Annotated in this window: 21 protein-coding genes; 15 read left to right on the forward strand and 6 right to left on the reverse strand. The window is 72.1% G+C overall.

The window, feature by feature from the left end; translation table 11 throughout:
- Positions 1 to 105 precede the first annotated feature (105 nt).
- The 8 genes from AC3EVP_RS18095 (at position 106) to AC3EVP_RS18130 (ending at position 7,399) form a co-directional block, all read left to right on the forward strand.
- On the forward strand, positions 106 to 930 hold the full coding sequence (locus AC3EVP_RS18095; protein WP_435131070.1) for an SDR family NAD(P)-dependent oxidoreductase: 825 nt from the start codon (positions 106 to 108) through the stop codon (positions 928 to 930).
- Positions 923 to 1,846: an amidohydrolase family protein gene (locus AC3EVP_RS18100; RefSeq protein WP_435131072.1), complete on the forward strand. Its 924-nt coding sequence runs from the start codon at positions 923 to 925 to the stop codon at positions 1,844 to 1,846. Before AC3EVP_RS18095 ends, AC3EVP_RS18100 begins: the two co-directional genes overlap by 8 nt.
- A gap of 147 nt (positions 1,847 to 1,993) precedes the next feature.
- Positions 1,994 to 3,331: an FAD-binding oxidoreductase gene (locus AC3EVP_RS18105; protein ID WP_435131073.1), complete on the forward strand. Its 1,338-nt coding sequence runs from the start codon at positions 1,994 to 1,996 to the stop codon at positions 3,329 to 3,331.
- Positions 3,332 to 3,433: 102 nt separating this feature from the next.
- Positions 3,434 to 4,435 carry an ABC transporter substrate-binding protein gene (locus AC3EVP_RS18110; RefSeq protein ID WP_335976787.1) on the forward strand — a complete coding sequence of 334 codons (1,002 nt, stop codon included), beginning with the start codon at positions 3,434 to 3,436 and terminating at the stop codon, positions 4,433 to 4,435.
- Between the two features lie 22 nt (positions 4,436 to 4,457).
- Positions 4,458 to 5,300, forward strand: a complete 843-nt coding sequence (locus tag AC3EVP_RS18115; protein ID WP_335976785.1) for an ABC transporter permease — start codon at positions 4,458 to 4,460, stop codon at positions 5,298 to 5,300.
- Between the two features lie 16 nt (positions 5,301 to 5,316).
- Positions 5,317 to 6,144 carry an ABC transporter permease gene (locus tag AC3EVP_RS18120; protein ID WP_335976783.1) on the forward strand — a complete coding sequence of 276 codons (828 nt, stop codon included), beginning with the start codon at positions 5,317 to 5,319 and terminating at the stop codon, positions 6,142 to 6,144.
- On the forward strand, positions 6,141 to 6,995 hold the full coding sequence (locus AC3EVP_RS18125) for an ABC transporter ATP-binding protein (protein WP_435131076.1): 855 nt from the start codon (positions 6,141 to 6,143) through the stop codon (positions 6,993 to 6,995). The genes AC3EVP_RS18120 and AC3EVP_RS18125 overlap by 4 nt, the downstream gene beginning before the upstream one ends.
- The gene (locus tag AC3EVP_RS18130) at positions 6,992 to 7,399 is read left to right on the forward strand and encodes a VOC family protein (protein WP_435131078.1); all 408 of its coding nucleotides are present in this window, start codon (positions 6,992 to 6,994) and stop codon (positions 7,397 to 7,399) included. Before AC3EVP_RS18125 ends, AC3EVP_RS18130 begins: the two co-directional genes overlap by 4 nt.
- A gap of 16 nt (positions 7,400 to 7,415) precedes the next feature.
- On the opposite strand, the gene AC3EVP_RS18135 is transcribed toward AC3EVP_RS18130, so the two are convergent.
- Both AC3EVP_RS18135 and AC3EVP_RS18140 read right to left on the reverse strand, forming a co-directional pair.
- Positions 7,416 to 8,195, reverse strand: a complete 780-nt coding sequence (locus AC3EVP_RS18135; RefSeq protein ID WP_435131080.1) for an SDR family NAD(P)-dependent oxidoreductase — start codon at positions 8,193 to 8,195, stop codon at positions 7,416 to 7,418.
- Positions 8,196 to 8,264: 69 nt separating this feature from the next.
- Complete coding sequence (locus AC3EVP_RS18140) at positions 8,265 to 9,020, reverse strand: SDR family NAD(P)-dependent oxidoreductase (RefSeq protein WP_435131082.1); 756 nt, start codon at positions 9,018 to 9,020, stop codon at positions 8,265 to 8,267.
- A gap of 101 nt (positions 9,021 to 9,121) precedes the next feature.
- Between AC3EVP_RS18140 and AC3EVP_RS18145 the strand changes: the two genes are divergently transcribed.
- From AC3EVP_RS18145 to AC3EVP_RS18170, 6 genes are read left to right on the forward strand one after another with little or no spacing between them, the layout of a single operon-like run.
- Entirely contained in the window at positions 9,122 to 10,066 is a 945-nt protein-coding gene (locus AC3EVP_RS18145) for a fumarylacetoacetate hydrolase family protein (protein WP_435131083.1), read from the forward strand.
- A 4-nt stretch (positions 10,067 to 10,070) separates the two neighbouring features.
- Positions 10,071 to 10,904: a fumarylacetoacetate hydrolase family protein gene (locus AC3EVP_RS18150; RefSeq protein ID WP_435131085.1), complete on the forward strand. Its 834-nt coding sequence runs from the start codon at positions 10,071 to 10,073 to the stop codon at positions 10,902 to 10,904.
- Entirely contained in the window at positions 10,901 to 12,133 is a 1,233-nt protein-coding gene (locus AC3EVP_RS18155; protein ID WP_435131087.1) for an amidohydrolase family protein, read from the forward strand. Before AC3EVP_RS18150 ends, AC3EVP_RS18155 begins: the two co-directional genes overlap by 4 nt.
- Positions 12,130 to 13,518, forward strand: a complete 1,389-nt coding sequence (locus tag AC3EVP_RS18160; RefSeq protein ID WP_435131088.1) for a carboxylesterase/lipase family protein — start codon at positions 12,130 to 12,132, stop codon at positions 13,516 to 13,518. Before AC3EVP_RS18155 ends, AC3EVP_RS18160 begins: the two co-directional genes overlap by 4 nt.
- Positions 13,519 to 13,538: 20 nt before the next feature.
- The gene (locus AC3EVP_RS18165; protein ID WP_335976762.1) at positions 13,539 to 14,180 is read left to right on the forward strand and encodes a carboxymuconolactone decarboxylase family protein; all 642 of its coding nucleotides are present in this window, start codon (positions 13,539 to 13,541) and stop codon (positions 14,178 to 14,180) included.
- Entirely contained in the window at positions 14,177 to 14,971 is a 795-nt protein-coding gene (locus AC3EVP_RS18170; RefSeq protein WP_335976759.1) for an SDR family NAD(P)-dependent oxidoreductase, read from the forward strand. The genes AC3EVP_RS18165 and AC3EVP_RS18170 overlap by 4 nt, the downstream gene beginning before the upstream one ends.
- Positions 14,972 to 15,008: 37 nt before the next feature.
- On the opposite strand, the gene AC3EVP_RS18175 is transcribed toward AC3EVP_RS18170, so the two are convergent.
- From AC3EVP_RS18175 to AC3EVP_RS18190, 4 genes are all read right to left on the reverse strand, one after another.
- On the reverse strand, positions 15,009 to 15,749 hold the full coding sequence (locus tag AC3EVP_RS18175) for a GntR family transcriptional regulator (protein ID WP_335976756.1): 741 nt from the start codon (positions 15,747 to 15,749) through the stop codon (positions 15,009 to 15,011).
- Positions 15,750 to 15,920: 171 nt separating this feature from the next.
- Complete coding sequence (locus AC3EVP_RS18180; protein ID WP_435131090.1) at positions 15,921 to 17,960, reverse strand: hypothetical protein; 2,040 nt, start codon at positions 17,958 to 17,960, stop codon at positions 15,921 to 15,923.
- A 589-nt stretch (positions 17,961 to 18,549) separates the two neighbouring features.
- Positions 18,550 to 20,490: a glycosyltransferase family 2 protein gene (locus tag AC3EVP_RS18185; protein ID WP_435131091.1), complete on the reverse strand. Its 1,941-nt coding sequence runs from the start codon at positions 20,488 to 20,490 to the stop codon at positions 18,550 to 18,552.
- 80 nt (positions 20,491 to 20,570) lie between these two features.
- Entirely contained in the window at positions 20,571 to 20,846 is a 276-nt protein-coding gene (locus tag AC3EVP_RS18190) for a hypothetical protein (RefSeq protein ID WP_435131093.1), read from the reverse strand.
- A gap of 503 nt (positions 20,847 to 21,349) precedes the next feature.
- Between AC3EVP_RS18190 and AC3EVP_RS18195 the strand changes: the two genes are divergently transcribed.
- A complete protein-coding gene (locus AC3EVP_RS18195; protein WP_435131095.1) occupies positions 21,350 to 25,492 on the forward strand; it encodes a LamG-like jellyroll fold domain-containing protein in 4,143 nt (1,380 codons plus the stop codon).
- The last annotated feature ends 472 nt before the right edge of the window (positions 25,493 to 25,964 follow it).

A 25,964-nucleotide genomic window follows, 5' to 3' on the forward strand; every position in this document is an offset into this window, starting at 1 on the left:
GGCGGGTCTAAGTGCAAATATTCCGAACGGTGTTTACTTTCTGTCGACACTAAGTGAAACTCTCCGGCAGTCGGCACGCACCACCCGAACCGAGGGAGACCAACCGTGACCCACGATGAGCCCCCTGCGCGGCCCGGCCGCCTGGCCGGGCGGACCGCCGTCATCAGCGGTGCCGGCAGTGTCGGCCCCGGCTGGGGCAACGGGCGCGCCACCGCCGTGATCTTCGCCCGCGAGGGCGCCACCGTGTACCTGACCGACCGGGACGAGGAGTCCCTTGAGGTCACCGCCCGGCAGGTCCGGGAGGAGGGCGGTACCGCGCACACCCGCCTGCTGGACGTCACCGAACCGGACGCCGTACGGGCCTGTTTCGCGCACGTCGCGCAGGCCGCCGGCCGGATCGACGTCCTGGTCAACAACGTCGGCGGCTCCCGGGCCGGGGGAGTGGCCGAACTGCCCCTGGCGGACTGGGAGGACCAGCTGCGGACCAACCTCACCAGCGCCTTCCTCGCCTGCAAGGAGGTGGTGCCGGTGATGCGCCGCGGCGGCGGGGGAGTTATCGTCAACACCGCCTCGGCGTCCGGGCTGCGCTGGACCGGGGCCGCACAGGTCGGCTACGCGGCGGCCAAGGCCGCGGTCATCCAGCTCTCCCGGGTCACCGCCGTCCAGTACGCGCCCGACGGCATCCGGGTCAACACCGTGGTGCCCGGCCAGCTGCACACCCCGATGGTCGAGGCGCGGCTGGCCGGCCAGCGGGCGGGCGGCGACGTGGCGAAGCTGCTCGCTCAGCGGCAGGCGCGCATCCCGCTGGGGTTCATGGGCGACGGCCGGGACACGGCGTACGCGGCGCTGTTCCTGGCGTCGGACGAGGCGCGCTTCGTCACCGGCACCGAGATCGTCGTCGACGGCGGAATGACGGCCCGCTGTGACTGAGCCCGTCCTCCACCCCGCCGCCGCCCGGCCCTCGCCCGGCTGTCCGCCGCCGCACCCCGCGCCCCGCCGGCCCGCCCTGCCGCTGCCGCCCGGCGCCTGCGACGCGCACTGCCACATCCTCGGCCCGGCCGCAGTCTTCCCCTACGCGCCCGAGCGCACCTTCACCCCGGTCGACGCCCCCAAGGAGCAGGTGGCCGCCCTCCACGCGCACCTGGGCCTGAGCCGGGCCGTGGTCGTGCAGTCCTCCTGCAACGGCTCCGACCACCGCACGCTGTTGGACGCGCTGGCCGCGGCCGGCGGCCGGATGCGGGGGGTCGCGCTGGTCGGCGAGACGACCACCAGAGCGCAGATCGAGGAGCTGCACCGGGCGGGGGTGCGCGGCTTCCGGCTCAACTTCCTGCCGCACCTGCGGGCCGCGCCCACCCGCGAGGAGATCGACTCCGTGCTGGAGCGCGTCGACGGCCTGGGCTGGAGCGTGGAACTCCACGTCACCGGCAGCGAGGTCGCCGACTACGAGTCCCTCATCCGCGCACTGCCCGGCCCGGTGGTGGTCGACCACCTGGCGCGGGTCGACCTCGCCGACGGCCCGCACAGCCCGGCGCTGCGGGCCCTGCGCCGTCTGCTGGACTCCGGGAGTGTCTGGCTGAAGGTCAGCGGCGTGGACCGGGTCTCCCGGCAGGGACCGCCCTACGCCGACGCGGTCGGCCTCGCCGCGTCCCTGGTGGCGCAGGCGCCCGAGCGGGTCGTGTGGGGCACCGACTACCCGCACGTGAACATCGACGGCGCCGCCCCCGACGACGGCCTGCTGGTCGACCTGCTGGCCGAGATCGCCCCCGAACCCGCCCTGCTGCGCCGGCTGATGGTCGACAACCCGGCGGAGCTGTTCGACTTCCCGGCGCTGCCCGCGCTCGAATAGTGTCGACAGAATGCCGAAATTGAGGTCATACGGACCCTTGACCTTCAATTTCTGTCGACAGTAACGTCACCTCAGTCCGCACCACCCAAGGAGCCGCAGTTGTCCAGGCCATCCGATCAGCTCCCTGCCCAGAGTATGCGCGCCCGTGTGATCCGCCGCGGTGACGCGGACTACGAGCAGGCCCGCCTCGACGCGGTGTGGAACGCCCGCAAGCCCGACCGCTACCCCGACGCCATCGTCCTGGCCGAGAACGGGCAGCAGGTCGCGGCCGCCGTACGCCAGGCCCGCGCGGAGGGCCAACGGGTCTCGGTCCGCTCCGGCGGACACAGCTGGGTCGGCAACGGGGTGCGCGACGGCGGCCTGCTCATCGACCTCTCCCGGCTCCAGGAGATCACCGTCGACCCCGGGGCCCGCACGGTGGCCGTCGGACCGTCCGCCAAGGGCCCGGCCCTCCAGCAGGCCCTCGCCGGACACGGGCTGTTCTTCCCCACCGGCCACGCCCCGACCGTCGGCATCGGAGGGTTCATCCTCGGCGGCGGCTACGGCTGGAACTCCCGGCATCTGGGCCCCGCCTGCCTGAGCATCCGCGCGATCGACGTCGTCCTCGCCGACGGCACCCTCGTGCACGCCACCGACGCGACCCACCCCGACCTGCTGTGGGCCGCGCGGGGCTCCGGCCCCGGCTTCTTCGGCATCGTCACCCGCTTCCACCTCACCGCCCACCCCCGCCCCGAGGCGATCGTGCGGACGGTGCACAGCTACCCGGTCGACCTGCGCGACGAGGTGCTGGCCTGGTCCTACGACACCCTCCCCGCGCTGCCGACGAACGTCGAGTTCTCCGCCAAGGTCGGCTTCACCCCCGGCCTGGACACCCACACCGTCTCGCTGACCGCCACCGCCTTCTGCACCCCCGAGCACGGCGCGGAAGCGCTCGCCGTACTGGAGCAGGCGCCCTTCCGGGACCGGGCCGTGCGCGCGGTGGTCGGCCAGCAGACCACCATGGACGAGCTGTACGACGTCGCCGACCGGCTCAACCCGGCCGGGCTGCGCTGGGCCGTGGACGGGGTGTGGGCCGAGGGCCCGGCCGAGGAGATCCTCACCGCCGCGGCGCCGGTCCTCGACACCATCCCGGACGGCAACAGCTTCGTGCTGTGGATGCTCTGGGGCCACTACCCGACGCGCGACGACGCCTGCTGGTCCACCCAGGCCGCCGCGTACCTCTCGCCCAACGCGGGCTGGCGCGACCCGGACCAGGACCTCGCCCGCGAGAACTGGGCGCACGGCTCGCTGGCCGCGGTGCAGCACCTCTCCAAGGGCCTGCAGTTCTCCGACAACAACCTCGCCGACCGCTACGACCTGGGCCTGAGCGCCGAGAACGCCGAACGCCTGGAGGCGGTCCGCGCCGCCTACGACCCCGACGGGCTCTTCCGCAGCTACATGGCCCCCGCCGAGTCCACCACCGCCTACGCCGCCGCCCGCCGCTGATCGCTCCGCCCGCCGATCCCGCCGCTGATCGGTCCGCCGTCCCCGCGCCACCACATCAGGCATCCCGAGCCGCAGACACCGTGCAAAGGAGCACAACCCCTCATGCCGAAGCACACCAGAACCACGCTGCGCCGTACCCCCGTCGCCCTGGTGATCCTCGCCGTCGCCGCCCCGGTCGCCGCCTGCGGCTCGAACTCCTCCTCCGCGTCCAGCGACGGCAAGGCCGAGATCACCGTGCTCCGCTCCAACAGCGCCCTGTTCGAACCGCTGTACATCGCCCAGCAGCAGGGCTACTTCACCGCCGCCGGACTCGACGTCACCATCAAGGCCGGCGCGCAGGACACCTCCCAGAACGCGCCCTCCGTCCTCAACGGCGAGGCGCAGTTCGCGATGACGGACTGCTCCGGGTTCCTCAAGGGCGCCGCCAAGAACATGCCGATCCGGATCGCCACCGGCCTGGAGTCCGCCACCACCAGGACCGAGCCCACCGACGGGCTGCTGGTGAAGGACAACAGCGCCATCAAGTCCTTCGCCGACCTGGAGGGCAAGACCGTCGGGCTGACCGCGCTGGGCGGCACCATCCAGTTCATCGTGGAGTACCTGATCGAGAAGGAGGGCGGCGACCCGACCAAGGTCAAGTACGTCGCGCTGCCGACCAGTTCCCTCACCGACGCCGCCACCAGCGGCAAGACCGACGCCGTCTACTCCTTCGGCGCCTTCTACTCGGCCGGCAAGCAGGCCGGGCTGCGCTCCATCGGCAACGGCATGAACGACCTGCCCGGCATCGCCCAGGGCGTCCTCTTCTCCAGCAAGAAGTACCTGTCCGCCAACGCCGCCACCGCCCAGAAGTTCACCGCCGCGATCGCCAAGGCCATCACCTACGCCGACGCGCACCCCGAAGCCGTGCGGGCCGTGGACAAGAAGTACACGCAGCTGTCGGCGGACTACATCGACAAGGCACCGGTCTCCTACTACGACAAGAACATCAACACGTCCGTCATGCGCACCGTCATCACCAAGATGCACGCGTACGGCCTGCTCAGCGCGACACCCCAGGACGACGCCATCTACTGGGACAAGGCCCCGACCGTCAGCGGCAGCTGACCGGACGGAAGAGGTGACAACCATGGCTACTTCCACCACCGGCCGCCGCCCGCCCCCGACCCGCACCCGCCCGGCCCGCAGGGCCGCCCCCGGGCGGGTGCACGGCCGCGGACTGCTCCTGCTGCGGCTGGCCGCGTTCGCCGCCGTGCTGCTGGTGTGGGCCGGCGCCGCCGCGTCCGGCGCCGTCAGCGCCACCGCGCTGCCCGGCCCGGTGTCGGTGGGCAGGGCGTTCCCGGGCCTGTTCGGCAGCGGCGCGTACTGGCAGGCGGTGGGTGACACGCTGCGCGGCGCCGTGACCGGATTCGTCGTCGCCGGCGTCGTCGGGGTGCCGCTGGGGCTCGCGACCGGCACGTACGCCGCCGCCGAGCAGTCCTCGCGGCTGCTGGTGGACGTGCTGCGCTCGTTCCCCGTGATCGCACTGCTGCCGGTGTTCCTGCTGGTCCAGGGGTCCACACCGACGATGAAGTCCACCGTGGTCTTCCTCGCCTGCGTCTTCCCGGTCTTCCTCCAGGCCCAGTACGGCGCCCGGTCGGTCACCCCGATGATCGCGGAGACCGTGCACAGCTACCGGATACCGCGCCTCCTGCGCTTCTGGCGGGTGATCCTGCCCAGCGCCACGCCCTCGATCATGACCGGGATACGACTGGCGGCCACCACGTCGGTGCTCGTGGCGATCGGCGTCGAGGTGCTCACCACGCTGCCCGGCATCGGCCACGAGGTGGTGCAGGCACAGCAGGGCGGGGCGTCCGCCCGGGCGTACGCCTACATCCTCACCGCGGGCGCGATCGGCTACGCGATCACCCTGCTGTCCCAGTTCGCCGAGCGACGGCTGCTGCGCTGGCGCCCGCCGGCGCAGACCGACTGAAGGGGGCGGACCGACCATGTCCCTGAACCGCAAGGGCCCGCGGGCCTTCTGGACCTCCGCGCTGCGGCAGCTGTGGCTGCCCGTCGTGGTGCTCGCCGTGCTGCTGCTGGCCACCGCCGGCAGCACCAGCTTCTACTTCCCGCCGGCCACCGAGGTCCTGGCCACCCTGTGGCGGCAGCTCGTCCACGAGGGCCTGGCGGGCGACCTGCTGTACTCCCTGAAGAACATCGTGCTGGGCCTGCTCGCCGCCACCGCGGTCGGCGTCGGCGCCGGACTGCTCATCGGCGAGGTGCCGCTGCTGCGGCAGGCGGTCGGCCCGCTGCTCGACTTCGCCCGCGCCACCCCGACGGTGGCGTTCGTCCCCGTCATCATCCTCACCCTCGGCATCGGCTCGGGCCCCAAGATCTTCCTGATCGCCCTCGGCTCGCTGTGGCCGATCCTGCTCAACACCGTCAGCGGCGTGCAGTCCGTCAACCCGGCCGTCCACGAGACCGCCCGCAGCTACCGGGTGCCGCTGCGACTGCGCCTGCTGAAGGTGGTGCTGCCCGGGGCGCTGCCGCAGATCTTCGCCGGGGTCCGCGTGGCGCTGTCGATCGCGGTGGTCCTCATGGTCGTCAGCGAGATCTACGGCTCGCCGGTGGGCCTGGGCCACTTCATCCTGCAGTCCGGTTCGGACTTCGCCGTGCCCGAGACCTGGGCCGGCACCGTACTCATCGGCATCCTCGGGTACGGCCTGAGCGTGTTGCTCCTCGCGGCCGAGTACGCGCTGCTCGGCTGGTACCACCAGCGCCCGCCCCGCACCCGGCGGGCCACGCCCCAGCCCCGGAACGAGGTCACACCGTGAACACACGTGGATACAGCCTGATCGTCGAGGACGTCTGCAAGTCGTTCGGCCACGGCGCGGACGAGCACCGGGTGATCGAGGGCCTGTCGCTGCGGGTCGACCCGGGCGAGTTCGTCTGCGTGGTCGGACCCTCCGGAGCGGGCAAGACCACCCTGCTGCGCTGCCTGTCCGGCCTGGCCCGCCCCACCTCCGGCACCGTGCGCTACGGCGACGAGCAGGTCACCCGGCCGCTCGCCGACATCGCGGTGGTCTTCCAGGACTACCGCGGCTCCCTGATGCCCTGGATGCGGGTGCGGGAGAACGTGGCGTTCCCGCTCCAGGGGACCGGGGTGCGCAAGGCGGAGCGGACCGAGCGTGCCGAGGAGTGCCTGGCCGCCGTCGGCCTGGACGGCGTCGGCGACAAGTACCCGTGGCAGCTGTCGGGCGGTATGCAGCAGCGGGTGGCCATCGCCCGCGGCCTGGCCTACAACGCGCCGGTGCTGCTGATGGACGAGCCGTTCGGGTCGGTCGACGCGCAGTCCCGCTTCGACCTGGAGGACCTGACGCTGTCGCTGCGCGCACGGCTCGGCATCACCGTCGTCGTGGTCACCCACGACATCGACGAGGCCGTCTACCTCGGCGACCGCGTCGTCGTCCTCGGCGGCAGCCCCACCACGGTCGTGGACAACCTCACCGTCGGCCTCGGCGCCGAACGCGACCAGATCACCACCCGCGCCGACGCCCGCTTCACCGAACTGCGCAGCCGCGTCCTGACCTTGATCCGCGCGGCCCAGCACCCGGCCCCAGGAGAGCAGGCCGGGGGCGCGGGGCCCGCGAAGCGCCGGGGCACCCGGGCGGTGCTCGGCGGATGACGACGCGCTTCGACCACGTGGGCGTCTCGGTGCCGGACCTGGCGGCGGCCACCGCCTGGTATTGCGCGACGCTCGGCCTCAGCACCGCCCCGCCGTTCGCGGTCCCGGGCACCGACCTGAGCGGGGTGATGCTGCTGCACCCCAGCGGCTACCGCATCGAGTTGCTGCACCGCCCCTCCGCGATCCCGGGCACCGTCGCGCCCACCGCACTGGAGGCGGCCGGCACCCACGGCTACGGGCACATCTGCCTGTGCGTCCCGGACGTGGACGCGGAGTTCGCCCGGCTGGTGGCGGCTGGCGCCGCGCAGAGCATGCCGCCGTGCGCCTCGCCGCGCCCCGGTGCGCGGATGGCGTTCGTGGCCGACCCGTTCGGCAACCTGATCGAGCTGCTGGACCGCGCGTAGCGCCGGCCGGTAGCGGTCAGGCGCCGATCATGTTGTAGCCGCCGTCGGCGACCAGGAACCCGCCGGTGATGTGGTGGGCGTCCTGCGTGGCCAGGAACAGCGCGGCGCCGGCCAGTTCGGCCGGCCCCGGGATACGGCCCATGGGCGTCATCTTCCGCAGCTGGTCGCCTCGCCCGCTCTGCCAGTCCTCGCGGCCCAGCGTGGCCTCGGTCTCGATGAACCCCGGGGCGAAGACGTTCACGCGCACCGCGGGGGCCAGCGCGTGGGCGTAGGACTTGGTGAGGCCGATGATGCCGTACTTGGCGGCGGCGTACTGGGGCGCGCGGGCGCTGCCGCGGGCCACCACGGTGGAGCCGATGTTGACGATGGCGCCGCCGCCGTCCTGCTCCAGCATCCGCGCGCCGAACTCGTGCGTGCACAGCAGTGTGCCCTTCACGTCGACGGCCAGGACGTGGTCGACGGACTCCTCGGTGACGTCGCGCCAGGACATCTGCTCGCGCGCCACGTCGCCGACGTTGTTGACCGCGACGTCGAGCCGGCCGAAGCGGCTCCACACCTCGTCGGCCAGGTGCTTGATCTGGTCGTGCTCGGCGATGTCGGCGCGGACCACGAACGCCTTGCGGCCCAGGGCCGTGACGCGCTCCGCGGTCGCCTCGGCGCCGGCGCGGGAACTGCGGTAGTGGACGGCGACGTCGGCGCCCTCCTGGGCGGCGCGCACCGCGATCTCGGCGCCGAAGCCGGTGCCGGCCCCGGTGACGAGCACCGTCTTTCCGGTGAATCGCTGGAACACGGTCATGGGAACTCCGTTTCTGTGCTGCGGGCTGTGCTGCGGGCTGCGGTTCGGGTCGTGCCTGGGCCGTGCGGGTCAGACGAGAGTGCGGCCGCCGTCCGCGTAGAGCACCTGGCCGGTGACGAAGGCGGACGCGTCCGAGGCGAGGAAGAGGGTGGGGCCGACCAGGTCCTCCGGTGTGCCGAGGCGGCCGGCCGGGACCAGCGCCTCCATGGACGCGCGCACGCCCGGCCGGGCCAGGTAGGCGCGGGTGAGGCCGGTCTCGGTGTAGCCGGGGGCGACGGCGTTGACGGTGACGCCGTGCGGCGCCCACTCGCGGGCCATCACCCGCATCAGCTGGTTGACGCCGCCCTTGGTGGCCGCGTAGGGCGCGTGGTCGCGGTGGGCGAGCAGGCCCGACACGGACGACAGGTAGACGATCCGGCCGTGCCCGGCGGGCACCATGAGGGCGCCCACCGCCCGCCCGAGCCAGAACGCGCTGCCGAGGTTGACCGCGGTGATCTTGTCCCACAGCTCGTCCGGGGTCTCCAGCACCGGGTGGCGGTCGTTCATGCCGACGGCGTGCACGAACACCTCGATCCGGCCGCCGAGCAGCTCCGCGGCGCCGGCGACGGCCTCCCGGCAGGCGCTCGCGGAGGTGAGGTCGGCGGTGTGCCCGCGGACCCGTCCGGCAGTGGCGGTGCCGGCCAGTTCGTCCAGGCGGACGGGGTCCCGGTCCAGGGCGATCACGTCGGCCCCGGCATGTGCCAGCGCCCGGGCCACGGCGCCGCCGATACCGCCGGCGCCGGCTACCAGCGCCCGGGCGCCGGCGAAGTTCCACATCGTCTCCATGCGGGGGACCGTAGCCGACACGGATTCAAGGTGTCCACACTTTGCCAGGGTGTTGACGCGGATATCGGATAGAGGCAGGCTGAGTGTCGACAGTTAGTGACTTGTTGTCGGGCGCTGAAGGCCCGGAGGACGCGGAGGACCTGATGAAGCTGGTGACGTTCGACGACGGCCCGGAGGCCGGACTCGTGGGCCGCCTGGACGGCGACACCGTGGTCGGACTCGACGTGCCGACCACCCAGGAGTACTTCGCACGCGCGAGCCGCGTCGCCGAGACCGGCCGCACCCACGCCCTCGCCGACGTACGGCTGCGCGCCCCGATCGTGCCGAAGAAGTTCTTCCACACCGCCGGCAACTTCCGGGAGCACCACGAGGACCTGGCCCGCGTGGACTGGTCCCACCCGGTCAACAAGGGCATCGTGTTCTTCCAGAACGTCGACGCGGTCATCGGCCCCGAGGACGACATCGTCTACCCGGCCAACCTGACCCGGGAACTGGACTACGAGCTCGAACTCGCGGTGGTCATCGGCACCCCCGGCAAGTTCCTCACCGCCGAGCAGGCCGCCGAGCACATCGCCGGATACCTGGTCTTCAACGACATCACCGCCCGCGACATCCAGCGCAAGGAGATGGAGTCCGGCGTCTTCTCCTTCTCCAAGGCCATCGACACCTTCTGCCCGATCGGCCCCTGGATCGTCACCGCCGACGAGGTCGGCGACCCGCACGACCTGGACATGGAACTGCGCGTCAACGGCGATGTCCGGCAGAAGTCGAACACCTCCCGCATGTCGGTGTCGATCCCGCAACTGGTCGCCTACCACTCGCCGCAGACCTACAGCGCCGGCGACATCATCACCACCGGCACCATCGCGGGCGTGGCTGCCAGCACCGCGGACCCGTTCGCGAACTACCTCAAGCCCGGCGACGTCGTGGAGGCCGAGATCGAGAAGCTCGGCGTCCTCCGCAACCGGGTCGTCTCCTGGCAGGACGCGTACGGCACCCCCGAACCCCCGGCCGGCTGGTCGCCCGCCCCCGGCGCCGGGGCCTGACGGCATGCGCATCGCGAACCTCTCGGGCCGGCTCGCCCTGCTGACCGGGAACGGCGCCGTCGACGTGGCCGACGGCGGCTTCGACCCGGACCCGGCCGCCGTCTTCGACCAGTGGGACGCCCTGCTGCGCTGGTCAGCCGGCGTCGACCCGGCCGCTGCCGCCCCGTACGACGAGGCCGACCTGCGCGCACCGGTGCCCGAGCCCCGGCAGGTCTTCGCCGTCGCGCTCAACTACCGGCCGCACGCCGCCGAGGCCGGTTACGAGGACCCCGACCAGCCGCTGGTCTTCACCAAGTTCCCCAGCTGCGTCACCGGGCCGGGCGGCACCGTCGACCTGCCGCCCGGCCACGTCGACTGGGAGGTCGAACTGGTCGCCGTCATCGGCCGGCCCGCCCACCGCGTCCCGGAGGAGCACGGCTGGGACCCGGTCGTCGCCCTCACCGTGGGACAGGACCTGTCCGAGCGGATCACCCAACTCGCCGGCCGGCCCGCGCAGTTCTCCCTGGGAAAGTCCTTCCCCGGCTTCGGCCCGACCGGACCGGCACTGGTCTCCCTCGACGACCTCCCCGACCCCGGCGACCTCGAACTCACCTGCACCCTCGACGGGGAGGTCGTCCAGCACGACCGCACCTCCCGCATGATCTTCCCCGTGCCGCGGCTGGTCGCCCACCTCAGCGCGATCTGCCCGCTGCGCCCCGGCGACCTGGTCTTCACCGGCACCCCCGCAGGCGTGGGCAACCGCCGCACCCCGCAGCGCTTCATAGGTCCCGGTGACACCCTCGTGAGCAGGATCGAGGGACTGGGCGAGATGCGGCACACCTTCAGGAGCGCACCATGAGCAACCACGGCGAAGCCACCGTCTTCACCGACGTCCAGGTCTTCGACGGCACCGGCAGCGACCCGTTCCCCGCCGAGGTCCTGGTGGAGGGCAACCGGATCACCAAGGTCGCCGACCGCATCCCCCTGGCCCGGCTCACCCGGGCCCGCGTGATCGACGGAGGCGGCGGCACCCTCATCCCCGGCCTGGTCGACGCGCACACCCACCTCGGCTTCGGCTCGACCACCGAGCACACCTCCCGCCGCCGGGACGAACCCGACGAGGAGAAGGCGCTGCTCGTCGCGCACGCCGGCCGCGTCATGCTCGACCACGGCTTCACCAGTGCCTACTCCGGCGGCAACCGGCTGCCGCGCACCGAGGTCGCCGCCCGCAAGGCGTTCGCCGAGGGCTGGATGCCCGGGCCGCGCTACAAGGCCGCCTCATGGGAGGGCACCGCCGGCATGCGCGAGCCGGGCGTCTACACCTTCCCCGGCACCGAGGGCCGCCCCTCCGACCCGCGGTCGGTCAGCCGGTTCGTCGACGAGATGGCCGACGTCGGCGTGGACATCGTCAAACTCTCGCTGTCCGGCGAGAGCGCCGTCGTGCAGGGCACCTCGCGGATCGTGCAGTTCACCGACGAGGAGGTGGCTGCCGCCGCGGCCACCGCCCGCGCCCGCGGGGTCTGGCTCACCGCCCACGCGCACGCCGCCGAGTCCGTGAAGATGGCGGTACGCCACGGCATCCGGGCGGTCTACCACTGCACCTTCGCCGACGAGGAGGCCCTCGACCTGCTCGCCGCGGCCCGCGACCGGCTGTTCGTCGCCCCGACCCCCGGCATCATCCACGCCAACCTGTACGAGGCCGGCAGCGAACCCGAACCCGGCATGGAGGTCGAGGCCACCGCGAAGGCGGTCCGGCAGGTCGTGCCCGAACTGGTCTCGCGCGGCATCCGCGTCGTCCCGGGCGGCGACTACGGCTTCGCCTGGAACCCGGTCGGCCGCAACGCCCGCGACCTCGAACTGTTCGTCGACTGGTTCGGCTTCACCCCGGCCGAGGCACTGCGCGCAGCGACGTACCTCGGCGGCCAGGTGATGGACATGGGCGGCGAACTCGGCCTGGTCCGCGAGGGTTTCCTCGCCGACCTGGTGCTGGTCGACGGCGACCCGCTGGACGACATCCGCATCCTCCAGCACGCCGACCGGCTCACGGCCGTCATGAAGGACGGCGCCTTGCACAAGGCGCCCGCGTGAGCCGCCGGCCGCCGCCCCGCGCCCGGACCCGCGGCGGGCGGCTGGTGGGGGAGTGGGACCGCGGCCCGACGCCCCGGCCCCGCGTCCCGGTCGCCGCCTTCCGCGGCATCCCCTTCGCCGCGCCCCCGGTCGGCGACCTGCGGTGGCGCCCGCCGCGACCGGCCGAACCCTGGGACGGGGAGCGCCGCGCGACCGACTTCGGGCCCGCGCCACTCCAGCCGCAGCCACCCGCCGACTCGGTCATGTACCGCGCCAACTTCGCCGACCGGCGGACCCTGGTGATGAGCGAGGACTGCCTCTACCTCAACGTGTGGACCCCCGAGCCGACTCCCGGCAGCGGGCTGCCGGTCATGGTGTGGGTGCACGGCGGCGGCAACCGCTACGGCCACGGCTCCCAGGACATCCACGACGGCCGCGCCATGGCCGCCCGCGGCCTGGTCGTCGTCACCCTCAACCACCGCCTGGGCGCCCTCGGCTTCCTCGCCCACCCCGGACTGGCCGCCGAGGACGCGTCCGGCGCGTCGGGCAACTACGGGCTGTACGACATCGCCGCCGCGCTCGCCTGGGTACACGGCAACATCGCGGTCCTCGGCGGCGACCCCGGGCGGATCACCCTCGCGGGCAACTCCGCCGGCGCCGCCCACATCTGCCACCTGATGGCCGCCCGCGCCGCCCGCGGCCACTTCCGCGCCGCCATCGGGCAGAGCGCCTCGGGCGTCGGCCGCGCCGAGGGCCCGCTGCCCGCCCAGGACGACGCCCAGCGGCTCGGCGTCGCCTACGCGGACGGGTTCGGCGCGAAGGACCCCGCAGCGCTGCGCCGCATCTCAGGGGTCGAACTGGTCGTCCGCGGCCACTTCGGGCCGGTCGTCGACGGCCGGCTGCTCACCGAGCCCACCGACGACGTCTTCGCCGCCGGCCGCCAGCACGCGGTCCCGCTGCTGCTCGGCACCAACCGGGACGAGGGCACCGTGTACGCCCGGCCCGGCGAGGACCCCGCGGCGGTCGGCGACGCCCGCTTCGTGGGCCCGGTGTGGCAGTGGGCCCGGCAGCACCACGCGGCCGGCGCGCCCACCTGGATGTACCGCTTCGAGCACCGGCCGCCACTGCCGCCCGGCCTGCCCGACCTCGGCGTCCACCACACCGCCGAACTCCCCTACGCACTGGACAACCTGGCCCAGCGCCCCGGCTGGCCGTGGCGGGACGCCGACCGCCGGCTGGCCGCCGCCATGGCCGGCGCCTGGGCCCGCTTCGTCGCCTCCGGCGACCCGGCCGGCCCCGGAGAACCGCCCTGGCCGCGCTTCAGCGGACCCGGCACCACGCGCGCCATGGTCTTCGGCGACACCGTGCACGAGGACGCGCTGACCGCGCCCGCCCACCCCTCCTGACCGACCAGAAAGGACGCCCCGTGGCACGACTGACGGGTACCGACGGCAGCGGCCAGGTCGCGGACCGCATCCGCGCCCGGCGCGGCGGCACGCTGCGCCCCCTGGACCGCATGCTCCTGCACAGCCCGCCCGTCGCGGACGGCTGGAACAGCCTGCTCGGCGCGATCCGGCAGCGCACCGCGCTGCCCGCCGACATCCGGGAGCTGGCGATCCTGCGGATCGCCGTGCTCAACCGGGCCAGGTACGAGTGGGTCGCCCACGAGGGCGAGGCCCGCGCCGCCGGACTGACCGGCGCCCACCTCGACGCACTGCGCGACGAGCACGCCGCGGACCACCGCGCCCTGGACGAGCGGCAGCGCCGGGCGGTCGCCTACACCGACGCCATGACCCGGCACGTGCACGTGCCCGACGCGGTGTTCGACGCGCTGCACGGCCACTTCACGCCGGCGGAGGTGGTGGAGCTGACCGCCACGATCGCCGCCTACGGCATGGTGTCCCGGTTCCTGGTCGCGCTCCAGGTGGAACTGCCCGCACCGGCCGCCGACCCTGTCGCCGAACCCGCCGCCGGTCCCGCGGCAACCGATCCCGAAGCCGGCCCCGAACCCGCCGCCGGCCTCGCCACCGAACCCGCCGCCGAACCCGCCCCCAGGAGGACGACATGACGACCCCCAGCCGTACCCGTACCGGCCGGCTGGCCGGCAAGGTGGTCCTGGTCACCGGCGCGGGCGCCGGCATCGGGCAGGGCTGCGCGCTGCTCTGCGCCGAGCAGGGCGCCACCGTGGCCGGCTGCGACATCGACCCCGCGGCGGCCGAACGCACCCGCACGCTCGCCGCCGAGCGCGGACTCGACCTCGACGTCGCCGCCCCGCTCGACATGACCGACCCGGCCGACGCCCGGCGCTTCGCCGACGAGGCGCGGCAGCGGCACGGCCGGATCGACGCGCTGGTCACCGCGGGCGCCATCGCCCCGCACATGGCCACCGCCGCCGAGATGGACTTCCGGCACGAGTGGACCCCGACCATGCGGGGGGAGGTCGACGTGGTCTTCCTGCCCGTGCAGGCGGCCTGGCCGCACCTGGTGGCGTCCGGGGGCGGCTCGATCGTCAACTTCGCCTCGGTGAACGCCTTCCGCGGCAGCGGGAACTTCGGCATGGTCGCGCACTGCGCCGGAAAGGCCGCGGTGCTCGGTCTGACCCGGCAGCTCGCGGTGGAGGGCGGCCCCCGGGGCATCCGGGCGAACACCATCTCCCCGGGCATGGTCCGCACACCGGCCACCGAGTCGGCCGGCGCGCACGAGGGCGCCACGCAGCGGGCGCTGCTGGACCGCATTCCGCTGGGGCGGGTCGGACGGCCCGAGGACATCGCCTGGTGCGCGGTCTACCTGATATCGGACGAGTCCACCTGGGTCACCGGCGGCAACTTCCCCGTGGACGGCGGGGTGCTCGCCAAGTAGCCGCGCGCCCGCGGGCGTCGGGGCCGGCGCGGGCCGGTCAGGCGCTCGCGCGGCGCTTGCGCGGCGGTTTCCGGCCGGCCCCCGCCTCCTGCGCGATCTGCTCCTCCACCGCGCGCAGGGCCCGTACGGTCGCGCCCGCGATCAGTGCGGAGGCCAGCTCGCCGTCCCGTTCCTCGCACGCCTGGATCAGCCGTTCCTGGTCGTCGACGCTGAAGGCGAGCCGGCCCGGGCGGGTCAGGCTCAGGTGCCGCAGCATGAGCGTCCGCAGCGCCAGGGAGTCCAGGATCTGCTTGAGCGTGCTGTTGCCGACGATCTCGGTCATCCGCTCCTGGAGCTGCACATGGCCCCAGAAGTACGCGTCCACATCACCGGCGTCGGCCAGCTCGCGCATCGCGGCGACCCGCGCGCGCAGCTCGGCGAGCTCGTCGTCGGTGGCCCGCTCGACCAGCAGCCCGGCCAGCATCGACAGCAGGTGCCGGCGTACCTGGTAGGTGTCCCGGATGTCGCCGAGGGTGGGCGCGGCGACCCTCGGGCGGCGCCGGGCCTTCATCTCGACCAGGCCCTCCTGCTCCAGGAGCATCAGCGCCTCGCGCACGGGGGTGCGGCTGGTGTCGAAGCGCCGGGACAGCTCGACGCTGTTGAGGTCCTGCCCCGGCTCCAGCCGGCCTTCGATGATGCCGCCGGCGACCCACCCGGCGATCTGCGCGACCAGCGGTTCGCGCCGGTCCTTCAGCCGCAGCAGGCGTTCGAGCACCAGGTCCATGTCCTGACCGGCCATGCGCCGTGTCCCCTTGATCGGTCCGAGTCCCACAGACTTTGGAACGGTGTCGACACTATCGCATGTGTGCTCGATCCAGCGCCCGGATGCTCGGTCCATTGTCGACACCTTGCCGAGCGAACGAGTCGGCCCGGGGCGTTGCTACCCGCCCCGGGCCGACTCACGCACAGGTCATCCCACGGTCAGGGTGAGGGCGCCGGTGTAGGTGGTGCCGGCCTTGATCGCGGTGGGCGTGCCGTCGACGGTCAGCCGCACCTTCTTGCCGCGCGGCGCCGTGACGGCGGCGTCGGCGGCCAGGGTCAGCGAGCTGAGGTACGACGGGCCGGTGACCGTCCAGGTGGAGCGGGCGCCGAGGGTGACGATGACGCCGTTGTTGACGACGTCGCCCGGGGTGTTGGCGACCTCGCTGATCTGGCGGTACTCGTCGATGGTGATGGTGGCCACGCGGTGCCGGGTGCTGGTCGCGGAGATGACGCCCCTGACGGTGGAGCGGGTGAAGTCCAGCACCAGGTTCTGGCCCTGCAGGCTCGCGTTGCCGCCGCCGCGGACGGCGTTGTAGAAGTCGCCCGCCAGGTCGATGTCGGTGAACGCGGCCCTGGCGTCGGTGCTCTGGGCGGTGGTGGTGTCCCAGGTCGCGGACCTGGTGGGGGCGGTGGTCGGCTCGGTGTAGGTGCCGAGCATCTCGGTCGACCACGGCTTGCCGGTCACCGCCACGCTGCTGGGCCGGTCGGTGTCCATCAGCTGGAAGATGACGCCGTTGCCCGGGGTGAGGCGGGCGCCGCGGGAGCCGTCGACGGTGACGTTCGCGGCGACCGCCTTGCACATGAACGTCGTCTCGCCGGTGTCGACCTGGGTTCCGCCGTCGACGAGGACCGAGCCGGCGGCGTACCACAGCACCATGAACCGGCCGGCCCTGATGGTCGTCGCCCGCTCCGGCAGGCGGCGCAACTCGCTCGCGGTCAGGCCGAGTTCCAGCGACTCGTTGAGCGCGGCGACCGCCGCCCGGGTGCTGTCGCCGTAGTGCGCGGAGGCGCCCCAGTGGATCAGCGCGTAGTCGCCGACGTCGTAGGTGCAGCCGAGGATGTTCTCGGTGACGTTGCCGATCGCGTAGGAGCCGTAGCCCTGGCCGCCGGTGTTCGCGACGCGGCTGTTGATCGCCGTCAGGGTGCAGTTGCTGCCGCCGTCGACGGACAGCGCGCCCCATTTCTCCGAGGAGATCGAGGAGTTGATGTACGACGCGCGGGTGCTCGCGCCGAGCAGGTTGGTGGCCCGGACGTTGCCCGAGATGCCCAGCATCCAGGGGACGGTGATCATGTAGCGGGTGTCGCCGCTGCCGCTGGCCGGGTACTCGGCGGGCACGTGGTCGCCGTCGGCGCAGTGGATGGTGGAGTTCTTCACGACGACGTTGGCGGTGGCGTCGGCGATCACCGCGGTGCGGACGACGCCCTCGTTCCTGATGGTGGCGCCGTCGATGACGAGGTTGGTGCCCGCGCCGGTGCCGACCACGGCGGCGCCGTACCCGACGAAGTCGCAGCGGCCGTTGCCCTGGAAGGCGATGTCCGGCCGGGTGAGCCGGTAGGTGGCGCCGCCGGTGACGTAGACGCCGTTGAACGCCTCGCCGTTCGACCGCAGGGTGATGTCGCGGGCCTCGTCGTCGGTGACGGTGCCGCCGCGTACGTCGGAGGGCACGGAGCGGCTCTCGTCGACGCCGTCGGCGTCCACGTAGACGGCCTGCCGGAACGGGAAGGACATCGCGTTGTAGGTGACGTCGTTGGCCGCGGCGACGTCGAGGACCACCGTGCCGCGGTAGGTGCCCGCCGCGATGGCGGTGGCCACGCCCCCGTCGCCGTCGGTGAGCCGGCCCAGCTTGCTGCCGGTCTCCACGCCGTTGACGGTGAGGGTGAGGCGGGTGCCGTCCGGGGCGGAGATGGCGCCGCCCTCGGCGATGGTGAGTTCGGTGACGGTGGTCGTGGCGGTGAGCTCCAGGGTCTCCCCGGACCGCACCGTGAGTGTCCGGCCGCTGCCGCCGCGGCCCCCGCCTTTGTGTGCGCTCTCGGCGACGGCGGGGGTGGCCAGCGCCGGTGCGAGCACCAGGCCGCCGACCGCGACCAGCAGTGCCCGGTTGCGGGCCCGGTAGCTGACCTCGCGGTCCAATGTGCCGGTGCCGGTGCCGGCGGGGCGGTCGGTGTCCGTACTGCGTGTGCGTACCACTTGAACTCCCTTGTCTTCCAGTGCATTCGGGCATGGCCGACCGGCACCGCCACGACCTGGGTGCGGCGGAGGAGGACGGCGGGCTGGTGGACTGAAGGGACCTTACTGTCGACACTTACTGCGCCTCAAGAGGTCGTGCGTGCCCATTTATCGCAACTCTGCCGACACTCCTGAGTGGACCGCGCATGCGTCGACCGTGTGTGCACGATCGCGGCGCGGCAACCGAGGCGCGGGTCGCGTCAAGCCGGGCCGTGTCAGCGCGCAACACGTCCGCTGCGTGGGAGGGTTCCGCGATCCACCGTGTCGGACCGGACCAGCACAACGACAACGATGAGCGGACCCGAAATCCGACCGAGTCCCACCGTTCGCTTCGCGGTCCCGGGCCGCCGAGGAACAGCCGCGATTCGGGCAGATGGATATGCGAGCGTCGCTCATCATCGGGCGCGGCTTGTGCTCCGCGGTCGGTCCCCAGAACTTCCGTCCGACGGTGCACTGGGCGTTGGCTGTTCGCCGTGTGTGGGTCGTCGAAACCTTATATCTGCGTGCTGCGTTTCGGGTGCCCCAGAGGTCGGTGGCCGGGTGGTCGCCGTCAGTTGGCTCCACGCAAGCGGTTGCGGATGCGGCGGATCTGGGGGTTGTCGGTGAGGGAGTGCAGGATGCGCCGGCCGGTGCCGGTTTCGTGGGCGGGCCCTTCGGTGCGGAGTACGGTGCCGTCGCGGACGACGACGTACGCGAGGGGGGCGTCCGTTTTGGGGAGGGTGACGGGGTGGCGGCCGGCGGGGAGGTCGAGGCGGGCGGGCAGCCGCAGGTGGGCGGTGGTCCCGTCGGGAGCCGGGACCAGGTGGGCGGTGACTGTCACCGTGGCCACTGTGACCTTGAGGGGGACCGGCGTGGCGGACGCGGTCGCCGCGACGTACGGCAGCGGGAACCACCGGCCGCCGCGCGCGTCGTTGGCGGCGGCGGCCTTCGCTGTGTCCGGGCCGAGCTTGCGCAACCGCTCGCCGAGGTCGAGGGTGAGCTGGCCCGGGCCCTTCGTCCAGTACGGCAGCGCGATTCGGCCGCCGGTCAGGGCGGGACCCGCGGCGGGGGCGCCGGGGGCGGCCGGGCCGGTGAGCCGGACCATCCGGTCGATGCCCAGGAACTGGACGAACGCCCACGCCTCGTAGACTCCGCGGTCGAGCGGCCGACCGCCCGCCAGCCGTTCCGGGTCGATACGCAGCCGGCCCGAGGCGACGATGCGGGAGCGCCCTGGGCCGGCCGGCAGGAGCCGCAGGTCGAGGTCCCCCTCCGGGTACCACCAGTCGTCGCGGTCGCGGTCCTTCACGACCAGTTCCGCGGACGCCAGCCGGAACGGGTCGCGGACCTCCCAACCGTCCTCCGTGCCCGGCACGCCGGCCAGCAGGGCGGGGTCCAGGTATTGCCTGCCGTCGCGTTCGACCAGGGCGAGCGGTTCGCCGTCGCCGCGCCGCAGTTCCAGGGTGACGTCGGTGACCAGACAGCCGTCCTCCCAGCGGGGCGGGCTCACCTCGCCGTGGGCCTTGACGTCCCGGACGCGCTCGGCGAAGGCGAGTGCCCCGTCGTAGTCGCCGCGTTCCAGCAGTTCGGCCCTGAGCCGGGATACCGCGGGCAGCCCCTCGCGTACGGCCGGGGGGAATTCCTCCAGCGCTGCCTGGCGGGCGGCCTCGAATCGGGGGCGCTGCTGGGCGGGGTCCTCACGCAGGATCTCGGGCTCGCGGGCCCGGGAGAGGACCTCCACGTGGTAGAGGCGGTGCAGCAGCCGGTTCTGGAGTGCGTCGATGTCGTCGGAGGGGGCGGTGCCGTCCTTGATCTGGCGCACTATGGTGCGCAGGTTGCCCCAGAAGTCGTGCCGCGGGTCGAATCGCTGACCGGTGTTGTTGCCGCCGTCGTCCCGCTTGAGCCAGTAGTAGCAGGGGTAGTCCGCGAGGACGGATATGCGGTCGGCTTTGAGGTAGGCGGCGCTGACGAAGGCGATGTCCTCCATGATCCACGGCCCTTCCGGAAACCGCAGCCCATGCTCCTGTATGAAGGCGCGCCGGAACATCTTGTGCGGGGCCAGGGCCTGCATCAGCTCGTCGTTCTCGACGGTGCAGACATCCACGGTGTGCCGGAACAGGCGCCTGGGGCGCGCCATCGTGGTGGACAGCTTGCCTATGACGATGTCCGAGTTGTTGCGTTGGGCGTGCGCGTACAGCCGCTCCAGTGCCTGGCTGCCGAGCATGTCGTCGTGATCGACGAACTGGACGTACTCGCCGCGGGCGTGCCGGATGCCGAGGTTGCGGGGGCCACCCGGCCAGCCCGAGTTGGGCTGGGTGTGCACCTGCACGTTGGGGTGGGCCGCCGCGATCTCCTTCAGGCGGTTCGGTGTGTCGTCGGTCGAACCATCGTCGACGTAGATGACCTCGTACTCGTCCTCGGGCAGACTCTGCCCGAGGAGTGAGGGCGCGCACTCGGCGAGGTATTTCCCGGTGTTGTACACGGGGACGATGACGCTGACCTTGACCTTCGACATGTCACGGACACTACCCCGCCCCATCGGATGCAGGTCGCGCCCGGTGATTCCTCACCTGGGTGCGGTGCTATGCCAGCGGCCTACCAATCAGCGACTACATTTCCTGACTGCACGGTTTCGGTGCGCGTTTGGAGTTCTGGCAGGAATTCGCTTATGGCGGCGGCGTCGGGGTGCCCCGAGGTGCGCTCCATGAGCTCGGTTCGGCTGATGATCGCGCCGTAGTGGGACACTTCGCAGGGGCAAACGGCGATCTGTTCGGTTCCGTCGTCGTCGGTGACGATGTACAAGCCCGGGTTGTCCGCGGGCCCGGCCTGTATGAGGCGCCGTACGTCTTCTGCGGTGATGTGCAGGGGCATGCCCGCACGCTAGGCGATGCTGGTTTCGCTTGTCGAGGCGATCGGTCGCCGAGGGTTCCTCGCTATCGCGTCCGCATGTCCGGGTGGTGCCGGCGGGCGCTCGTCCAGGCGGCCTGGCGCGCCCTGCTCTGCTGCCCGTTGTGGTGCAGGTGCGGATCTTTCAACTCCCATGGGGTTTTTCGGTACTGGACTTGGGCGCGGGAAAACTGGCTCTTGACTTGTACATGCGTGGTGACTGTAAGCTCCATCGACTTGTGAAGATCCTGTGACTCCGGGGTGGGGGCTTTGGAGCGGGGCGGGGACGGGAGTTGAACGCGGTGCTGCGCGGACGTGTACGCGGTGTGTTGGTCGCAGGGGTGGCCGCCGCCGTTCTGGCTGGTGTCGGTGTTCCGGTGGGCCTGGGAAGTGCGGCGGTCGCCGCGCCGAGAACGGCGCCGGCCGACGGGACCGGAGCGGCAAAGGCCGGAACGGGCAAGCCGACGGCGCTGACGGAGGACGCCGCGGTGTCCAAGGCCGTATCGACCGGTCAGGACGTGGAGATCACCTCGCTGCGTGCGGAGTCGAGCGAGACGTACGCGACCGCGGACGGCCGGCTGGAGACCGTGCAGCATCTGCGGCCGGTGCGGGCCCGCGTGGACGGCGGCTGGAAGGACGTCGACAACACCCTCGCGGCCGGCGCCGGCGGGCGGGTCGCGCCGAAGGTGTCCACGGTCGGCATGACGTTCTCCGGCGGGGGCAGCGGTCCGTTGGTGTCCCTGGAGACCGCGGGCAAGGAGCTCTCCTACACGTGGCCGACGGCGCTGCCTGCGCCCCAGCTGGACGGCGACACCGCCACGTACAAGGACGTGCTGCCCGATGTGGACCTGCAGATGCGGTCCGACACCGACGGGTTCCACCAGTTGCTGGTGGTCAACACCGCGACCGCGGCACAGAACCCGGCGCTGGCGCAGCTGAAGCTCGCGGTCTCGGGTTCGGGGCTGAAGCTGGCCGAGTCCCCGGACGGCGGGCTTCAGGCCCGGGACGAGGCCGGCGGCGGTCTGGCCTTCGAAGCCCCCACGCCGGTGATGTGGGACTCCGGCGCGGACGGCACCACAGAGTCCGCGACCACCGCGAAAACTCGGTCGGCGCAGGCGCAGACGGAGGCCGCCGCGGCCGACGGCCAGGGACCCGGTGACGCCTCGAAGATCGCCCCGATCGGGGTGGACGTCAGTAGCGACGGCAGCCAACTCCAGCTGACGCCCGATCAGGAGATGCTGTCCGCGGCGGATACCCGCTTCCCGGTGTACCTCGACCCCGAGACGTACACGCCGAAGGCGTCGTCCTGGACGATGGCCTCCCGCTACTGGGCCTCCACCCCGCAGTGGCGGTTCAACGGCGACGCGGACGCGGGCGTCGGCTACTGCGGGTGGGACTACTGCGCCCCCTACGACCTGAAGCGGCTGTTCTACCAGTTCCCCGCCTCGACGTTCGCGGGCAAGACCATCCTGAGCGCGACGTTCGTGGCGCACGAGACGCACTCGGCCAGCTGTGACGCCCGGCCGGTCGAGCTGTGGCGGACGAAGGCCATCTCGTCGTCGACGACGTGGAACTCGCAGAACAACGACGCGTTCTGGCTGAACAAGCTCTCGACCGCGAACGTCGCCCACGGGGGCGGGACGTCGTGCCCGGCCGGTGACGTGGAGTTCGACGCGAAGTCGGCCGTCCAGGTCGCCGCGAACGTCGGCTCCTCCACGGCGACGTTCGGGCTCAGGGCGAGCGACGAGGACGACAAGTACGGCTGGAAGCGGTTCTCCGACGACGCCTACCTGCGGGTGAAGTACAACCGCCCGCCCGGGCAGATCCCGATGGCGCACCTGTCGATGAACCCGGGCGGGCTGTGCAAGAAGCCCGCCGACAAGGTGTCGGTGCGTATCCGGCCCTCGGTGAGCGCGGTCGACGTCACCGACCCGGACAAGGACCAGGTCAGTGTCCAGTTCCAGGCGTACTGGGACGCCGGTGACGGCAAGGGCATGGTCGCGCACTGGACGTCGGCGAAGATCGGTCCGAAGGCGTCCGGTTCCGACTTCTCCACCACGCTGCCCACCAGCGTGCCGGAAGGCAAGACCGTCGCGTGGGCCGCCCGCTCGGTCGACTACGACCAGGGCGCCTACTACAGCTACTCGCCGTGGTCCCAGACCGGTTCGGCGACCGCCTGCTACTTCGTCTACGACAGCCACGTCCCGGCCAGCCCGCAGCTTGCCTCCGACGAGTACCCCGCAGTCGACGACACCGACCCCGACGACCCGTCCTACGACGGTGTCGGCCGCTACGGCACCTTCACGATCACCTCCGGCGACTCGTCCGTGACCGGCTACGAGTACGGCATCAACGCCGACCCGTCGTCCGGCAACACGGTCACCACCACCGCCGGCGCGGCGAAGACGATCCGGTTCCGCCCGACGAGGTCGGGCACGAACTTCATCACGGCGCTGACCATGACCGCCTCCGGTGTGCGGAGCGCCCCCGCCACCTACGAGTTCAAGGTGAAGGCGGGCCAGCCGGCGCGCGCCGAGTGGAACCTCGACGACGCCGAAGGATCAGCCGCGGCTGCCGGGACCGCGGGGGAGCGGACCTTGGACATCCACGGCGACCCGGTCCTGGGCGACCCCGGAGCGGTGGGCAGCGCCGTTACGTTCGACGGCACGGACGACTACCTGCAGTCCGACCTGCCGACCGTGGACACCTCACTGGGCTTCTCCGTCGCCGCGTGGGTGAAGCTGTCGGCCATGCCGTCCGCGGCAGCGGTCGTCGCCACCCAGCCCGGCAACAACAGCCCCGGCTTCGAGCTGTACTACTCCAAGGCACTGGACCGGTGGGCGTTCAACCAGTACACCGCCGACACCGCCACCGCCACCCCGGTCCGGGCCATGCAGGCATCCGCCGGCGGCGTCCAGGCCGGCCAGTGGGTCCACCTCGCCGGCACCTACAGCGCGGCGGCCGGCCAGCTCTCGCTGTACGTCAACGGCACGTTGGCCGGTACGGCGGCGTACACCAACGCCTGGGACGCCCGCCGGGGCCTGCAGATCGGCGCCGGACTGTACGAGGGCGTGCCCGCCTCGTACTTCCCCGGTTCCATCGACGACGTCCGCATCTACGACAAGCCCCTCGTCGCCGCAGACGTGACGCGCCTGTACAACAAGCAGCCCATCGGCACGGGCCGCCCGGCCCGCGCGGTCTTCCCGCTCGACGAGCCGGCCACCGACGACGCCGGCAACCCCACCACCCAGCTCTCCGGCCGCGCCGACGTCGAAGACGCCACACTGAAGAACGGTGCCGAACTCGGGCAGCCGGGCGTCGACCACCACGCACTTACCCTCGACGGCGTCGACGACTACGCCACCACCACCTCACCGCACGTCAACAACCAGGCGAGCTTCTCCGTCGTGGCCTGGGCGAAGCTGAGCGAGAAACCCAACCACGCAGCGATCATCGCCACCCAGACCGGCACCAACCGGCCCGGCTTCGAGCTGTACTACTCCGCCACCTACGGCTGGACGTTCAACCAGTACGTCTCCGACAGCGACGACTCGACCGCCGTGCGCGCCACCCAGGGCAACACGACCCAGTCACCAGCCGGCGTATGGACCCAGCTCATCGGCTCCTACGACGCCGTCGCCGATCAGCTGCAACTGTTCGTCAACGGCTCGCTCGTGCAGACCACCGCATTCGCCGCGCCCTTCTACGGCGGCGGACCGGTCCAGATCGGAGCCGGCTCCTACGACGGCGCCCCCGACTCCTTCTTCCCCGGCCAGATCGACCAGGTCCAGCTCTACGACCGGGCCCTGTCCGCACCGGAAGCCTCCGACCTGTACCAGGCCCGGCCGCTCGTCGAGGGCCGCTGGCGACTGGACACGTCCACTGGCACCACCCCGGCCGTCTCACCGGACGACATCGCAGCCACCACCGACCAGCACCCGATGATCCTCGGCCCCGGCGCCGCCATCGACACCACCGGCAACAGCAACCTCGTCGGCACCGGCGGCCTGTCCCTCACCGGAGACGGCAGCTACGCCGCCACTGCCACCTCCCCGATCCGCACCGACACCAGCTTCACCGCCAGCGCATGGGTCACCACCCCCGGTCGGCCCACCAGACCCATGACGGTCATGAGCCAAGCCGGGACCAACACCAGCAGCTTCGCCGTCCGCTACGTCCCCGACCCGGACGACCCGGACAATGCCGGCGCCTGGCAACTGGACCTGGTAGGTACGGACAGCGCCACCGCCGCCCATACCCTCGCCGACAACACCACCTTCGAAGGCAACGGTGGGTGGGACAACATCACCGTCGTCTACGACGCCTTCGCCACCCAGATGCGCCTGTACGTCGACGGCGACCTCCGCGAGACCTTGTGCGCCGACGACGATGACGACGGCACCCCCGACGACGCGACATGCACCGAGAAGGTCTCCTGGAACTCCGACGCCCACGCCTTCGACGCGACCGGCGGTCTGCAACTGGGCCGCTCCCGTACGGCGGCAGGCACCTTCGGCGAGTACCTGTCCGGCGCGATTGACGACGTATGGGTCTTCCAGGGCGCCGCCGACGACGACCAGGTTCACCAACTCGCCAGCGGCGCAGATCTTGCGACCAATCCGGGTCCGTGACCGGCCCGTTCGAACGCAACCTCACGACCTTCCGACAAGCAGGACCCAACCGCGGGACCAGCGCTGGATGCGCTGGCCGGGCCGGACACACACATGGAGCGAGCATGGCTGGGAAGCCCCGACACCGTGTACGGAGTCGCATTTCCGCGGTCGTATCAGCAGCACTCATCGGTACGGTCCTGCAGGGAACTGCCCTGCCCGTGGCACAGGCCGACGACATGCCCTCGGTGCCCGCCGCGGAAAAACCCATGGCCGGCCACTCGGTGACGGTTGCACCTCGCGTCACTCCTGGTGCCCCAAGCCTGCCGAAAGCCGCCCCGCCGCGTAGTTGGCCTCGGGCAACGTCGATCACGGTGGCCGTGCACCCGCAGTCCACCGCGTCACGAGCTCGTGTGGGCACCACGCCGTTGTCCTTGCTCGTTCCCGGCACTACCAGCGCGACGAGCAAGAAGACCGGCACGTCGAAGACCGC

This window comes from Actinacidiphila sp. bgisy144, assembly GCF_057708105.1.